11 protein-coding genes are annotated in these 15221 nt (G+C 69.6%); 9 read left to right on the plus strand and 2 right to left on the minus strand.

The features are described from left to right. Positions 1–548 precede the first annotated feature (548 nt). The gene (locus ACRWNP_RS28805; RefSeq protein ID WP_319138961.1) at positions 549–863 is read right to left on the minus strand and encodes a WhiB family transcriptional regulator; all 315 of its coding nucleotides are present in this window, start codon (positions 861–863) and stop codon (positions 549–551) included. Positions 864–1329: 466 nt separating this feature from the next. Between ACRWNP_RS28805 and ACRWNP_RS28810 the strand changes: the two genes are divergently transcribed. From ACRWNP_RS28810 to ACRWNP_RS28850, 9 genes are all read left to right on the plus strand, one after another. Next, positions 1330–1941 carry a response regulator transcription factor gene (locus tag ACRWNP_RS28810; RefSeq protein WP_003948568.1) on the plus strand — a complete coding sequence of 204 codons (612 nt, stop codon included), beginning with the start codon at positions 1330–1332 and terminating at the stop codon, positions 1939–1941. A 263-nt stretch (positions 1942–2204) separates the two neighbouring features. After that, a complete protein-coding gene (locus ACRWNP_RS28815; RefSeq protein ID WP_431966410.1) occupies positions 2205–2819 on the plus strand; it encodes a sigma-70 family RNA polymerase sigma factor in 615 nt (204 codons plus the stop codon). Positions 2820–2918: 99 nt separating this feature from the next. Continuing rightward, positions 2919–4421: an IMP dehydrogenase gene (guaB, locus tag ACRWNP_RS28820; RefSeq protein WP_431966412.1), complete on the plus strand. Its 1503-nt coding sequence runs from the start codon at positions 2919–2921 to the stop codon at positions 4419–4421. 108 nt (positions 4422–4529) lie between these two features. Then, complete coding sequence (locus tag ACRWNP_RS28825) at positions 4530–5651, plus strand: GuaB3 family IMP dehydrogenase-related protein (RefSeq protein WP_431966414.1); 1122 nt, start codon at positions 4530–4532, stop codon at positions 5649–5651. 192 nt (positions 5652–5843) lie between these two features. Beyond that, entirely contained in the window at positions 5844–7109 is a 1266-nt protein-coding gene (locus ACRWNP_RS28830) for a glycoside hydrolase family 26 protein (RefSeq protein WP_431966416.1), read from the plus strand. 463 nt (positions 7110–7572) lie between these two features. Further along, positions 7573–8970, plus strand: coding sequence for a glycosyltransferase family 2 protein (locus tag ACRWNP_RS28835; RefSeq protein ID WP_431966418.1), 1398 nt, complete (start codon positions 7573–7575; stop codon positions 8968–8970). A 20-nt stretch (positions 8971–8990) separates the two neighbouring features. Further along, positions 8991–10229, plus strand: a complete 1239-nt coding sequence (locus ACRWNP_RS28840) for a glycoside hydrolase family 113 (RefSeq protein WP_431966420.1) — start codon at positions 8991–8993, stop codon at positions 10227–10229. A 16-nt stretch (positions 10230–10245) separates the two neighbouring features. Then, positions 10246–11346 carry a sugar phosphate nucleotidyltransferase gene (locus ACRWNP_RS28845; protein ID WP_431966422.1) on the plus strand — a complete coding sequence of 367 codons (1101 nt, stop codon included), beginning with the start codon at positions 10246–10248 and terminating at the stop codon, positions 11344–11346. A gap of 49 nt (positions 11347–11395) precedes the next feature. After that, a complete protein-coding gene (locus ACRWNP_RS28850) occupies positions 11396–13468 on the plus strand; it encodes an acyltransferase family protein (protein WP_431966424.1) in 2073 nt (690 codons plus the stop codon). Between the two features lie 234 nt (positions 13469–13702). Here the strand turns inward: ACRWNP_RS28850 and ACRWNP_RS28855 are convergent, their stop codons facing one another. Next, positions 13703–14938, minus strand: a complete 1236-nt coding sequence (locus tag ACRWNP_RS28855) for a nucleotide sugar dehydrogenase (protein WP_431966426.1) — start codon at positions 14936–14938, stop codon at positions 13703–13705. Positions 14939–15221 lie beyond the last annotated feature (283 nt).

The following is a 15221-nucleotide window of genomic DNA, read 5'->3' on the forward strand; positions in this document are numbered from 1 at the left end:
GTTCCTCAGCCTGCGCCCCGGGCGGCCCGAAGTCCATCGTCGATCACGGAACGCGACCCCCGGGGGACGCCCCCGCTCGGGGCGTGTTGGAGGCCCGCCACCTCCGTGTGCTGCGTGCCGTGGCCCGTGCCGGCTCACTGTCGGGCGCCGAGCGGGAACGGGGCCGCACCCAGCAGGCGGTCAGCCGGCGGATGAGGCGCTGGAGCGGGTGCGGCTGTGCGACCTCGCGGACGAGCCGTGGACGGCGGGCTGGTTACGTCGTCGGCACCCGGTCGCGCGCGCGGGCACGAGCGCTTGGAGCGGCGCATCGACTTCGCCACGGACGACTGTCCGGCGGCGATCGGCCGGGTGGCGTCGGGGACGGGTCTCGGCGCGGCCGGGCGCTGGAGGGGATACGGCCGCGTATTGGCGTGCGAGCCACGGCACGACCGTACGCCGGAGCGGCTGCGACCCGCGGCCCCGCGCGCCCCCCGACGGTCCGAGTCCGCGGCACCGCGGGCCCCGTCGCATGTGATGAAACGTTTCCTCTGTGGCTGATGTCCGGTGAGTCAGTGACTGCCGGTGGCGTGCGAGCTCATGACCCGGTTGCGGGACCGGCCCATCATCTCCTCGCGCTCGTCCTCGGTGAGTCCGCCCCAGACCCCGTAGGGCTCGCGGACCGTCAGAGCGTGCGTCGCGCACTCGGCGCGGACGGGGCAGCGCATGCACACCTCCTTCGCCGCCGCCTCACGCGCGCTCCGGGCGGCGCCGCGCTCTCCCTCGGGGTGGAAGAACAGGGAACTGTCGACACCACGGCAGGCGGCTACCAGCTGCCAGTCCCAGAGGTCGGCGTTGGGGCCCGGGAGGCGGGAGAAGTCTGCCATTGCTCATCTCCTCGAGAGGTGGGCTGCAGGGACACCGTCCAGGCGCGAAGCTCTGGGAAGGTGTTGTCGACGTTACATCTACTGTCGAAGTAGATGTAAATATGATTCATCACAAAATCGCCAACGAACTCCCGCCATGCGGGTAAAAAGCCTCCAAACAGGCAAAATCTGACATTGCCCCCCGGTCGGCGGCTGGCGTGTGCTGCAAGCGGGCGCCCGTTGTGCCGGTTTTTGAGGCCCGGCGAACGCCCGCGACCTGCGATGTTGCTGATCCGTGTCGGTCCGCGCACGGAGAGTGCGGGAGTGGGCCGCCAAACTCCGTAACTCTTTCGAGTGAGGGTCGTTGAAGGTGCGGAAGTGGTTGGCGGTCGAACTAATCGGGCAGGCGCCCGAGGCTGTCGTCCCCACCGGTGAACGATTCAGCCTGGAGGCTCAACGTGACGCGGATCAGCTGCGGAGGACGGTCATGACTTCCGTTCTCGTCTGCGACGACTCCCCGCTTGCCCGAGAGGCCCTGCGCCGCGCGGTCGCGACCGTGCCCGGCGTGGAGCGTGTGACGACCGCGGCCAACGGCGAGGAAGTCCTCCGCCGGTGGGGCGCCGACCGCTCGGACCTCATTCTCATGGACGTCCGGATGCCCGGCCTCGGCGGCGTCGAGACCGTACGGCGGCTGCTGTCCGCCGACCCCGGCGCCCGCATCATCATGCTCACGGTCGCCGAGGACCTGGACGGGGTGGCCCTCGCGGTCGCCGCCGGTGCCCGCGGATACCTGCACAAGGACGCCTCGCGCGCCGAGTTGCGGGCCACGGTCACCCAGGCGCTGGCCGACCCGACCTGGCGGCTCGCCCCGCGCCGGCTGCGCTCGGCCGAGATGGGCGCCGCCCCGACGCTGACCGCCCGCGAGATCCAGGTGCTGGAGGGCATGAGCCACGGCCGCTCCAATGCCGAGATCGGCCGCGAGCTCTTCCTCTCCGAGGACACCGTCAAGACGCACGCGCGACGCCTGTTCAAGAAGCTCGGCGCCTCGGACCGGGCCCACGCGGTGGCGCTCGGCTTCCGCTGGGGCCTGGTGCGCTGAGGCGGCGGCCTCGTGAGGGCTGAGGGGCCGAAGAGCTGCGGGGCGGCCGTGCGGCTGCCCCGCTCGTACCGGTTTCCGCGCCGAGGGCGCATGCTTGAGGTATGGACTCTCGGGGACACGGTCGGGCGGGGCGGCGGGTGCGTGACATGACTACGGCCGGTGCGGTCCCTCGAAGCGCTCCACACGGCGCGCCGCATAACGCTTCGGAGCACAACCACGGGTCCGAGCCCACGGAGCGGCTTGCGGGGATGCACTATGGACGGATGCGCGACGAGGCCACCGGCAATGAGACAGCCATAGGGGCACTCGTACGTCGAGCCGTGGACGGCGACGAGCAGGCGACGCACGACCTGCTCGCCCATGTGCACCCGCTGGCCGAGCGCTATTGCCGGACCCGACTGTCGCGGCTGCCGGGTGACGCGCGCCACTTCGTGGACGACCTCGCCCAGGAGGTGTGCCTCGCGGTGCTGTGCGCCCTGCCCCGCTACCGGGACCAGGGGCGGCCCTTCGAGGCCTTCGTCTTCGGCATCGCCGCACACAAGGTCGCCGACCTCCAGCGGGCCGCGATGCGCGGTCCCGGCTCGACGGCCGTGCCCTCCGACGAGATGCCCGAGCAGCCGGACGACTCGCTCGGGCCCGAGGAGCGGGCGCTGCTCAGCAGTGACGCGGAGTGGGCGAAGAAGCTGCTCGCCAACCTTCCGGTGCACCAGCGGGAGCTGGTGCTGCTCCGCGTCGCCGTGGGTCTCACCGCCGAGGAGACCGGTCAGGTGCTCGGCATGTCGCCGGGCGCCGTCCGGGTGGCCCAGCACCGTGCGCTGTCCCGGCTGCGGGCGCTGGCGGAGGAAGCCGCCGCGGGCGCCCCCGGGTTGAGCGCCTAGCGGACGCCGCCCCCGGCCCCGCTCCAGGGGCGGAACTGGTTACCCGCGGGAGCCATTAGCATTGAACATCTCGCCGGGCAAGACCATGGGGAAGGTGTCATGACGTTGAACGCCGACGGAGTAGCCGAGAAGTTCGGGCTGCTCGGACTCACCTACGACGACGTGCTGCTGCTCCCGGGTGCGTCGGACGTCGTGCCGAACCAGGTCGACACCCGCTCGAAGGTCTCCCGGAACGTCAGTGTGAACATCCCGCTGCTGTCGGCGGCGATGGACAAGGTCACCGAGGCGCGGATGGCCATCGCGATGGCCCGCCAGGGCGGTGTGGGCGTCCTCCACCGCAACCTGTCCATCGAGGACCAGGTCAACCAGGTCGACCTGGTCAAGCGGTCCGAGTCCGGCATGGTGTCCGACCCGATCACCGTCCACCCCGACGCCACCCTCGCCGAGGCCGACGCCCTGTGCGGCAAGTTCCGCATCAGCGGCGTCCCCGTCACCGACCCCTCCGGCAAGCTGCTGGGCATCGTGACCAACCGCGACATGGCCTTCGAGAGCGACCGCTCCCGGCAGGTCCGCGAGGTCATGACGCCGATGCCGCTGGTCACCGGCAAGGTCGGCATCTCCGGCGTCGACGCGATGGACCTGCTGCGCAAGCACAAGATCGAGAAGCTGCCGCTCGTCGACGACGAGGGCCGCCTCAAGGGCCTGATCACGGTCAAGGACTTCGTGAAGGCCGAGCAGTACCCCAACGCCGCCAAGGACGCCGAGGGCCGTCTGCTGGTCGGCGCCGCGGTGGGCGTCGGCGACGAGTCCTTCCTCCGCGCCCAGCGGCTGGTCGAGGCCGGTGCCGACTTCCTGGTCATCGACAGCGCCCACGGCCACAGCCGCGGCATCCTCGACATGGTCGCCAAGGTCAAGGCCAACATCAAGATCGACGTGGTGGCCGGCAACGTCGCCACCCGTGACGGCGCCCAGGCGCTGATCGACGCGGGCGCCGACGGCATCAAGGTCGGTGTCGGCCCCGGCTCCATCTGCACCACCCGCGTGGTCGCGGGCGTCGGCGCGCCCCAGGTGACGGCGATCTACGAGGCCTCCCTCGCGGCCGGCCCGGCCGGCGTCCCGCTGATCGGCGACGGCGGCCTGCAGTACTCCGGCGACATCGCCAAGGCCATCGCGGCCGGCGCGGACACCGTGATGCTGGGCAGCCTCCTCGCCGGCTGCGAGGAGTCGCCGGGCGAGCTGCTCTTCATCAACGGCAAGCAGTTCAAGTCGTACCGCGGCATGGGCTCGCTCGGCGCGATGCAGTCGCGCGGGCAGGCGCAGTCCTACTCCAAGGACCGCTACTTCCAGGACAACGTGCTGTCCGAGGACAAGCTCGTCCCCGAGGGCATCGAGGGCCAGGTGCCCTACCGCGGCCCGCTCTCCGCGGTGGCCCACCAGCTGATCGGCGGCCTGCGTTCCTCCATGGGGTACGTCGGGTCCGCGACGATCCCCGAGCTGAAGGAGAAGGGCCGCTTCGTGCGGATCACCGCGGCCGGCCTCAAGGAGAGCCACCCGCACGACATCCAGATGACCACCGAGGCGCCGAACTACCACACGCGCTGACGGTACGAGCGGACAATCCGGAGCCCGCGGCCCCGTACGGCCGCGGGCTTCCGGCTGCCCTGCCTGGGATACTGGACGGGCAGGCCACGAAGGAAAGGCATAGCGACAGTGACTGAGATCGAGATCGGGCGGGGCAAGCGCGGCCGCAGGGCATACGCATTCGACGACATCGCCGTCGTCCCGAGCCGCCGTACGCGGGACCCCAAGGAGGTCTCGATCGCGTGGCAGATCGACGCCTACCGCTTCGAGCTGCCTTTCCTCGCGGCGCCGATGGACTCCGTGGTCTCCCCGGAGACCGCCATCCGCATCGGCAACCTCGGCGGCCTGGGCGTGCTCAACCTCGAGGGTCTGTGGACCCGCTACGAGGACCCCGAGCCGCTGCTCGCCGAGATCGCCGAGCTGGACGACGCCTCCGTCACCCGGCGGCTGCAGGAGATCTACGCGGCGCCGATCAAGGAGGAGCTGATCGGCCAGCGCATCAAGGAGGTGCGCGACGCCGGTGTGGTCACGGCCGCCGCGCTCTCCCCGCAGCGCACCGCGCAGTTCTCCAAGGCCGTGGTCGACGCGGGCGTGGACATCTTCGTCATCCGCGGCACGACGGTCTCCGCCGAGCACGTGTCGGGCTCCCACGAGCCGCTCAACCTGAAGCAGTTCATCTACGAACTCGACGTCCCGGTCATCGTCGGCGGCTGCGCCACCTACACCGCCGCGCTGCACCTGATGCGCACCGGCGCCGCGGGCGTCCTCGTCGGCTTCGGCGGCGGCGCCGCCCACACCACCCGCAACGTCCTCGGCATCCAGGTGCCGATGGCCACCGCGGTCGCCGACGTGGCCGCGGCCCGCCGCGACTACATGGACGAGTCCGGCGGCCGTTACGTGCACGTCATCGCCGACGGCGGCTTCGGCTCCAGCGGCGACCTGCCGAAGGCGATCGCCTGCGGCGCCGACTCGGTGATGATGGGCTCCCCGCTGGCCCGCGCCACCGACGCGCCAGGCCGCGGCTTCCACTGGGGCATGGAGGCCACCCACGAGGAACTGCCGCGCGGCAAGCGCATGAACCTGGGCACCGCGGGAACGACCGAGCAGATCCTGCTCGGCCCCTCCCACGAGCCCGACGGATCCATGAACTTCTTCGGCGCGCTGCGCCGCGCGATGGCGACCACCGGCTACTCCGAACTGAAGGAGTTCCAGCGGGTCGAGGTCACGGTGTCGCCGACGCACCACCGCTGAGCGGGTGTGACCTGCCTGCAACCCGAGTAGAGGCGCCGGCGACCTGACAAACGATCGTGCCGGCGCCTCGGGAGGCCGGCCTCGCAGTCCTTGGGGGGACTTCTCCTGATACGAAGAAGATGGGTCAGATGTGCCCTGGTCGGCGGAGTGCTGGGAGTCCTGCTGCCGCTGATCGGGCAGGACTCGGCGCGGATGGGCACAGTCGCTGCGCAGCACATCGGGACGGATGTGCGAACCCGGGACCCCCAGGCGTCCTCGTCGGCTCGTGCGGTGTACGCGATGCTCGCCGGGCTGGAGAACGACGCCCGCGCCGGCCGGCCCACCCACACCGTCATCGGCCAGCACGATGAGCTGCAGAACGAACGCTACAACGCCGCTTACGGCGATTACCCGGGGCGCAAGCCGCCCGGCTACTACTACCGCAAGCCCGCCGACATCACCGGGCGGCTCCCAGGTTTCCTGGAGGTGGACCTGGGTCCGGGATACGGACAGTCGTCCTGGGGTGTCGGTGAGCCGCGCCCCTACTCGGCCGCGTGGCCGAGTTGCCGCCCGTACTGGGGATACACCAACGACGCCGTGGACTTGGCCGCCGGCGTGTGGGAGGGGATGGACTCCGCCTCCGCCCCCCGCCGGGACTGCTCCGGCGGCACCACGGTGACACTGCCGGGCAACGGCGGCGGCCCGGCCGGCATCGTCGGTATGTCGTTCCACGAGCCCTATCCGGGCAGCCCGGTGAAGGACTACGTCCACACGCGGTGCCGTAACTCACCCGCGGCCCACGACCCGGACTGGTTTGCCCGGGTGGTGACGCCCGGCACGGCCGAGCAGCACGATCTGCTGGTCGACCTGTCCTTCCTCGCCGACCACCTGGCCTACCTCGCTGCTCGTGATGTACCGGTGCTGCTGCGGCCGTACCACGAGATGAACGCGCGTGACTGCTCCAGCGGGTTCTGGTGGGCCGGCCAGCGCCCCGAGTTGTACCGGAAACTGTGGCGGACGACGTACGACTACCTTGTCGGCACCAGAGGCCTGCACAACCTGATCTTCGTCTGGGCGCCCAGTTCCTGGGCGGGGAAGCACGGTACCGATCCCCGGGCGTACTACCCGGGCGGTGAATACGTCGACGTGGTGGGAGTCGACGACTACAGCGACACGCCGGAGCGGCCGTTCCGGGGGGAGCCGTGGACGCAGATCTGGTACCGGGGATTGGCGCGCTACGACAAGCCGCGCATGATGGCGGAGTCCTTCCATGTCCCGCTGTCCGCCGCGCAGCCCGCCACGCTCACGGGGACGCCATGGGTGATCTGGAACGTATGGGGAAGCGGACTGACAGAGCACAACTCGCCATCGGATGTGCAGCGGACCTACTACGCGCCGGCGGTTCTCACCGGCGGCACTTCGACACAAGGCGGACGCTTCGACTGGGAATCACTGCACAAGCCCCCGCTTGATCACTGATCGAACGCACTGGCGCTCATGCGCGAGGAGCCGCGCGACGGCAACCGTAAAAGGTTGTACGGACGTGGTGTGAAGGTTCTCATACCCGGGGAAGTCGATCAGCGGAGCCCTGAAAGCCCAGGTCGGCGAGGTTGCCTCTGGAGCATCAGGTGCACCATAAGGTTAACTTTTGAACACAGGTTCTCCATCGGGTTCCCTTGTATGGCACAGGCATGCGAGGATCGTGTTCCTGTTCGGTCAGCGGCTTCGGCGCCTGGGGGGCATCTGAGCGCCACTGGCCAAAACGTCCGAAAGTCGTTGAGGGGTAGGGGCTCGGACGGGACGTTGTCGTGATACGCCCAGCCGTGTCATGACCGGGATTCTCGTTGCCTCAACGCATTGTCATCTTCAGGGGAGTTCAACAGTCGCCATGGCCGTCACACAGGTCGATGGGGTTGTGCCGCACTCGCGGCACAACGCCAAGTTGGCACAACGCACCGCCGCTTGGAAGCCGGGGATCCTGCCGTTCCTGATCCCCTTCATGCTGCTGCTGGCTTTCGGTCTGTGGTCGTACTCGCCCAGCCGGACCCCGCTCAGTTGGGCGCTGAGTATCGTCTGGTCGCTGCCCGTCGTGGGCGTGCTGGTGGGCATCCAGGGCGCGTGGCTCATCCGCCGCAGGATCAGGCGCAGCGTCAACATGGTGCCGCCCGCCCCTGTCGAGCAGGACTTCCTCATCGTGCTGGTGCCGACCATCGGACGGCACGACACCTATCCGGCGCTTGAGCGCTCCGTGCTCTCGTACGTCGAGCACCTGCCGGAATGGTTCCCGTACATGCGTGTGGACGTCCTCACCGAGGAGGGCTGCGAGGCCGCGGCGGACATCGACCGGCTGGCCACCCTCCACCCGCTGATCCGTGTCGTCACGGTGCCCAAGGCGTACGCCACGGCCAACGGCACCCGCTTCAAGGCACGCGCCAACCACTACGCGCACGAGCTGCGCATCGCCGAGGGCGAGGCGCTCGACGACGTGTGGGTGCTGCACATGGACGACGACACCGGGGTCGGCCCCGACACCGCGGCGGCGCTCGCGCAGTTCATCAACCGCCAGCGGCGCGCGACGCCCGACGAGGCCAAGCACATGGCCCAGGGAATTCTCACCTATCCGCGGGAAAGCGCGGTCAACATGTTCACCTGGCTCGCCGACGCCGTGCGCCCCGCGGACGACATCGCGCGATTCCGGGCGCTCACCGGAATGGGAACCCCGGTAGCCGGCGTGCACGGCGAACTCCTCGTTCTCCGGGCTTCGGTCGAGGCGACGATCGGCTGGGACTTCGGGCCGAAGGCGATTGTCGAGGACGCGCAACTCGCCCTCACGTTCTGCCGTCGCTATCCGGGACGCAGCGACTGGTTCAACGGCCGCTGCTACGGTGCTTCTCCGGCCACCGCCAAGGACTTCGTGAAGCAGCGCGACCGGTGGGCCTGGGGTCTGGTCGCCCTGTGCTTCAACCGGACGATTCCGCTCCGCTACCGGTGGTTTCTCGCCATCTGTGTGGCGACCTGGATCCTCGGCCCGCTCCAGCACATCGGTGCCGTGCTGCTCTTCGGCTGGCTCATCAATGACATGAACACCTCGCCCGTGACCCAGTCCGTGGTCATCCTCTGGGCCCTCAACTTCGCCTACGTCATCTGGACCTACTGGGAAGGTCTGCGGCTGAACGCGGTCGCCTCGGCCAGCGGCCGGCGCAAGTGGTGGGAGCCGATCGTCGTGGTCGCTCTCATCCCCGTCTTCTCCGTGCTGGAAGGACTCGGCGGCTTCAAGGGCTTCCTGAGGTTCGTCCGGCGCGAGGAGAACAAGTTCGTCGTCATCGCCAAGCCCGCCTGACCGCCCGGAAGACAACTGACATGCGCTCGCGCCTTCCCCTGCTCGCCGTCTTTCCGGTGAGCGTCCTCACTGTCGTGCTGGGCACCCCCTTCGTCCTCGGCGACCATCCGGTTCGCTGGGAGTCGGGCTCGGCGATACCCAAGATCGTCGTAGGCGACGCCGGGGACTCCGCCACTCCCAAGGGCGACATCGCCGGCACACCGTCGGCGTCCTCTCCCTCCGATTCCCCGTCTTCCCCCGCCGAAGCCCTCCAGGTCGCCAAGCCCTGGAAGAAGGGCATGGCGCAGTGGGGCGTACAGCTCTACTGGGAGGAGGAGAAGCGGAAACGATCCGACACGTTCATCGAGGCGCAGGCGGGCAAGCAGGCGAAGTACCTCATCGACCTGGGCGCGAACGCGGTGTCGGTCTCGTTCCCGTTCTTCATCGAGAACTCCACGTCCAACAAGCTCTCGGCCGGCGCCAAGACCCCGTCCCCGGACCGTCTCGAGCGCGTGCTGAAGGTCTTCAAGGACGCCGGGTTCCGCACCACGGTCCGCCCGATCCTGGACGAAGGCACCCTGGAGCAGTCGAACGGCTGGCGCGGAAACATCGAGCCCGACTCGCGCTCCGCCTGGTTCGCCTCGTACAAGCAGTTCCTCACCCCGTACCTCAAGGTCGCCGACGACACGAAGGCGGACACCTTCGTGATCGGTACCGAGCTGAACTCCCTCGAAGGCGACCCCGGCTGGGACAGCCTGGTCACCTACGCCGAGAAGGACTTCTCCGGTGAGGTCGCCTACGACGCCAACTGGGACGCCTACGTCACCCGCCGGATCAACATGCCGGTCAACCACCTCGGCGTCGACGCCTACTTCCCCGTCAAGGTGCCCGACACCGCTCCAGTACAGGACCTGGTCAAGGGCTGGAACCACTGGCTGGACAAGAAGGACACCGGTCCGCTGCCGAACATCCTCGTCTCCGAGACCGGCATCGGCGCCATGGACGGCGCCTATCACGCCCCCGGTGACTTCTACGTCAAGCGGGCCGTCAACCTTCAAGTACAGGCGAATTGGTACAGCGCCGTCTGCCAGGTCGTGCAGGAGCGCAAGATGCAAGGCGTCTACTGGTGGTCACTCGCGTTCGACGACGACCCGCACACCAAGCCCGACGACAAGGTCGCCTCCCGGCTCGACTTCGCCGGGCGCCCCCTCTCGGAGAAGGCCATCAAGTCCTGCTTCACCTCAGACTACGCGGGGCCCGGTACCGCCCCCACCAGCTGACCGAGCGGAGGCAGTCATGCAAGAAGCCATCATCCTGGTGGGCGGCAAGGGAACCCGCCTGCGCCCGCTGACGAACCACACCCCGAAGCCGCTGCTCAATGTGGCGGGCTCGTCCTTCATCCGGCACCAGATCGCCAAGCTGATGGACGCGGGGGTCGAGCACGTGGTGTTCGCCACCTCGTACCTCGCCGGCCTCTTCGAGGAGGAGTTCAAGGACTTCTCCCGGGAGTTGCGGATCTCCTACGCCGTCGAGGACGTCCCGCTCGGCACGGGCGGGGCCATCCGCAACGCCGCGCGCCTGCTGCGCGGCGGCCCCGCCGACGCGCCGGTCCTCATCCTCAACGGCGACATCCTGTCCGGCGTGGACCTGCGCGCCATCCTGGCGCGGCACGAGGACAAGGACGCGGACGTCACCCTGTACCTCACGCGGGTCGCCGACCCGCGCGCCTTCGGCCTCGTCCCCACCGACGAGGACGGCCGGGTGCTGTCCTTCCTCGAGAAGCCGAAGACGGCCGAGGAGTGCGTCACCGACCAGATCAACGCCGGCTGCTACGTCTTCAGCCGGTCCGTGCTGGACACCATCCCCGCCGGCCGCGAGGTCTCGGTCGAGCAGGAGACCTTCCCGCGGCTCGTCGCGCAGGGACGGCGCGTGTTCGGCCACACCACGGATGACTACTGGCGCGACCTCGGTACGCCGCTGGCCTTCGTCCACGGCTCGGCCGACCTGGTCGCCGGCAAGGCGACCTCCCCCCTCGTGGAGACGCCCGCCGACAACCTGATCCATCCCACGGCCTCCGTCGACCCGACCGCCCTCGTCACAGGCGGCTCGACGATCGGCCCGCATGCCCTCATCGGTCCGCACGTGGTCGTCGATCGCTCCATCATCGGTGCGAACGTCACCGTGGCCGAGGGCGCCCGCATCCGGGAGTCCGTGGTCGACCACGACTCCTCGATCGGCAGCGAATCGTTCCTTCACGAGGTCGTCGTGGGTTGCCACGCCCACATCGGCGCGCAGAACGAGCTGCCCGCCCAGCTGCGGCTGTCGTGCGGCATCCGCATTCCCGCCCAAGGGGTGCGCGTCAGCGGAACGGCTGTCGCCTGCCCGACGGTCCACTGAAGCAGCCGGTCGGCCCTCGCGGGCCCAACCGGGCATTTTCTGGAGAATCGTGACCACCCACGCCTCAACGGCCGTCAGTCCGCAGCTCCCGCACCAGCATCGGGCGGAGCCGCAGCCGGAGAAGACGGACCGCCTGCGCAAGTACCGCCCGGACCTCCAGGGTCTGCGCGCCGTCGCCATCATGATGGTGGTCGCGATGCACTGCGGCATCGTCGACATCCACGGCGGCGTCGACATCAGCTTCGTTCTGAGCGGCTTCCTCATCGGCAGTCAGCTCCTGGGTGAGATCAGCCGGACCGGCAAGGTCTCGTTGGGCAAGTTCTGGGCCCGGCGCTTCCGCCGGCTCGCGCCCGGCGCCTCGCTCACCCTCGTGGTCACCGCTGTCTTCGCCTGGTTCTTCGCCGGTCCGTTCTCCTTCCGCGACTACATGAAGGACGGCTTCGCGGCCTCCCTGAGCTTCATCAACTGGCGGCTCGCCGAGAACGGCACCGACTACTTCGCCAACGACGGAAGCCAGTCCCCCTACCAGCACTTCTGGTCGCTCGGCATCGAGGAGCAGTTCTACGTCGTCGCGCCGATCGCGCTCGTCGTCGTCGCCTGGCTCAGCCGGGTGCTCACCCGCAGCCGCTTCCTGATAGGACTCTTCCTCGCCGCGGCCATCGCCGGCTCGCTCTACCTGTCGGTCACCCAGACCAAGTCCGACCAGCCGCTCGCCTACTTCGGCACCCAGACCCGGGTCTGGGAGCTGGCCCTGGGCGTCTTCGTCGCTCTGAACGCCAGGCTCCTCTCCCGTATGAACCTGTGGTTCGCGGGCTTCCTCACCTGGGTCGGCATCCTCGGCGCCGTGGGCACCGCGCTGCTCATCAACGAGCACACCCCACTGCCCGGCTACGCGGTGGCCGGGCCGGTGGTGGGCGCCGCGCTGGTGATCGCCGGCGGTTGCGCCGCGCCCCGCTTCGGTGCGGAAAAGCTCCTCGACAACCCGGTCTTCGACTTCATCGGCAACGCCAGCTACAGCTGGTACCTGCTGCACTGGCCGCTGCTCATCCTGTTCCCGGAGTTCATCAGCCGGGAGTTCGGCTATTCCGACCGCTGGCGGGTGGCGGTGCTCTCCTTCATCCTCGCCGTCTGCATGCACTACCTCGTCGAGCGGCCCTTCAAGGCGAACGTCCGGATGGTCCAGATACCGTGGCGCGGCATCCTCATGGGGGTGTCCCTGACCGCCACCGCCGCCGTCGTCATGACTCTCGCCGTGCGTGTGGTGCCGCTCAACATCGCGGTGCAGACCACGGCCGGCGCCGTGGCGCAGGGCCACCAAGGCGCCGCGTCCGTCAAGCAGGCCGTGGAGGAACGCGACCACCCGGTGCTCAGCCAGGACACCCTGCTGAAGGCGCCCGACGACCGCGGCGACCACGGATGTATCGACCAGTTGCTCGTCACCGCGTTCGTCGTGCAGGACAGCTGCGTCATCGGCGACACCTCTGCCAAGAAGACGATGGTCCTGTTCGGCGACTCGCACGCCTACCAGTGGGGCAACGCGTTCAACGACCTCGGTCTGAAATTGCACGTCAAGGTCATCACCGTGATCAAGAGTGGCTGCGCCCCCGAGGTGTACCAGATCACCCGTGCGGACCTCGGACGCGAGTACACCGAGTGCACCGCGTGGCGGAAGACCGCCCTGGACAAGATCGACGCGCTCCGCCCGGACCTCATTGTCGTCACCAACCGAGTCCAGTGGACCACCACCCGGGCCGGAGCCGACAAGACGTTCGAGCGGCTCCAGGCCAACGGCGCCAAGCTCGTCTACATGACCGACACCCCGCACCCGAACTTCGCCGTCCCGGACTGCCTGGCCCGGAACTCCGACGGGGCGGCCGCCTGCTCCCCCAAGTCCACAGTCGTGCTCGACTTCCCGGAGTTCCGCAAGGCCGAGCGTGAGGAGGCCGAGAAGTATGGGTTCGACGTCATCGACACGATTCCGGCGTTCTGCGCCGAGGGCTACTGCCCGGCGGTCATCGGCGGTGAGGTCGTCTACTGGGACAACAGCCACATGGCGGGCGCATACTCGACCTCCCTGGAGCCGTACCTGCGGCCCTACTTCAAGCAGTTCCTGAAGAGCTGACCCACCACCCATACCGATCGAGGGCCCCACGGCAGTCGCCGCGGGGCCCTCGTCGTCGGTGGCCGGGACGTCCTCAGTGCACCGCGCCGTCCCGGATACCGGCGTCCATGCGGCGAGAAGGGCGTCGAAGCCGCTCGGCGCCCGCCTAGGCGCGCGCATCCGTGTACGTGCGCTACTCCATGGAGGACGGGTCTCGCCTCCGCGCCGAGCGCCATGAAGCGACGCCCGGGAGGCTCACAGCCGCGCGGCCGCCCCGGCCGGGGTGGCCCCGCGGGTGTCCAGCATCAACTGGGCCTTCACCGCCAGGCCCTGCATGTCGTAGGTGCGGTGGTGCTGGAGCAGGATCGTCAGGTCGGCGTGCGCCGCCGCCTCCCACAGGGCGTCGGCGCGGGGTACCGGGCGGTCCAGCACGCGCCACTGCGGGGCGTACGGGTCGTGGTAGCTCAGCTGCGCGCCCAGCTCGGCGAGGCGGGCGCCGATCTCACGGGCCGGCGAGCGCTCCTGGTCCGGCAGGTCCGGCTTGTACGTCACGCCCAGCAGCAGCACCCGCGCCCCGCGCAACGACTTGCCGTGCTCGTTCAGCAGGGCCGCGGCGCGCTGCACCACGTAGCGCGGCATACGCGTGTTGACCTCCTGCGCGTACTCGACCAGACGCAGCGGGTGGCCGCGCACCCGGCCTTGGTACGGCGGGTGACCGGGGTTCAGCGGCATGGTGTGGCCGCCGACCCCGGGGCCGGGGCGGAAGGCCTGGAAACCGTGGGGACGCGTCTCCGCGCAGCGGATGACGTCCCAGACATCCACGCCGATGTCGTGGCAGAACACGGCCATCTCGTTGGCCAGGGCGATGTTGACGTGCCGGTAGTTGGTCTCCAGCAACTGCACGGTCTCCGCCTCGCGCACGCCCCGGGCCCGGACGATCCGTTCGGTGAACCGGCCGTAGAAGACGGCCGCGGCCTCCGTGCAGGCGGGGGTGAGCCCGCCGATCACCTTCGGCGTGCCCGGGTGCCGCGCGGGGGCGTACGCCAGGTGGAAGCCGTGGCCGGCCCGCAGGCCGGACCCCTCCTCCAGCAGCGGGCGCAAAAAGTCCTCCGTCGTCCCCGGGTACACCGGCGACTCCAGGACCACCGTGCTGTGCGGCCGAAGCTGCCGGGCCAGCGCGTGGGCGGCCTCCGCCAGCGCCGTCAGGTCCGGCTCCCCGCCTTCCCCGAGCGGGGTCGGCGCGCACAGCACGGCTGCCCGCGCCCGGCCCAGGGCGGCCGTGTCCGCGGTCGCGCGGAAGCCGCCCGCGAGCATCCGCCGTACGTCGGCGGCGGCCAGCACGCCGCAGGGCACCCGGCTGCCGGCGTTGATCGCCTCCACCACGTGCTCGTCCCGGTCGTACCCGATCACCCCCAGGCCGGCGGCGCTGGCCGCCTGCGCGAGGGGCAGCCCGGTGTGGCCGAGGCCGATGACAGCGAGGTCTGCGGGCATGGGGGTCCTCTCCTGCGACGGGGTGCGTCCTGGTACCCAAATGGCGCGAAATCAGGCTAACCAGACAGGTAGCTGATATGACTGCACGCCACGCGGTCCGGTGTCCCCCGGTGCCTCGTCCTTGCCGTCCGGGGTGCGGCCGGTCGTCGTGTGCGGGTGCGTTGCGCCTGCGGCGGGCGGGGAAACCCCCACAGCAACCGCGACGCACCCGCGCGGACGCCCCCCGCGCCGGCGGAGCCCGGAGTAGCCGGGGGGCACGACACGGGTAACGATCGTGGGGACG

It is taken from the genome of Actinacidiphila sp. bgisy160 (assembly GCF_965342435.1).
Taxonomy (GTDB): Bacteria; Actinomycetota; Actinomycetes; order Streptomycetales; family Streptomycetaceae; genus Actinacidiphila.

Coding starts and splice junctions, on each gene's coding strand:
- ACRWNP_RS28805 (WP_319138961.1), bottom strand. CDS start 863: ATGGCAGACTTCTCCCGCCTCCCGGGCCCCAACGCCGACCTCTGGGAC.
- ACRWNP_RS28810 (WP_003948568.1), top strand. CDS start 1,330: ATGACTTCCGTTCTCGTCTGCGACGACTCCCCGCTTGCCCGAGAGGCC.
- ACRWNP_RS28815 (WP_431966410.1), top strand. CDS start 2,205: ATGCGCGACGAGGCCACCGGCAATGAGACAGCCATAGGGGCACTCGTA.
- guaB (WP_431966412.1), top strand. CDS start 2,919: ATGACGTTGAACGCCGACGGAGTAGCCGAGAAGTTCGGGCTGCTCGGA.
- ACRWNP_RS28830 (WP_431966416.1), top strand. CDS start 5,844: ATGGGCACAGTCGCTGCGCAGCACATCGGGACGGATGTGCGAACCCGG.
- ACRWNP_RS28840 (WP_431966420.1), top strand. CDS start 8,991: ATGCGCTCGCGCCTTCCCCTGCTCGCCGTCTTTCCGGTGAGCGTCCTC.
- ACRWNP_RS28845 (WP_431966422.1), top strand. CDS start 10,246: ATGCAAGAAGCCATCATCCTGGTGGGCGGCAAGGGAACCCGCCTGCGC.
- ACRWNP_RS28855 (WP_431966426.1), bottom strand. CDS start 14,938: ATGCCCGCAGACCTCGCTGTCATCGGCCTCGGCCACACCGGGCTGCCC.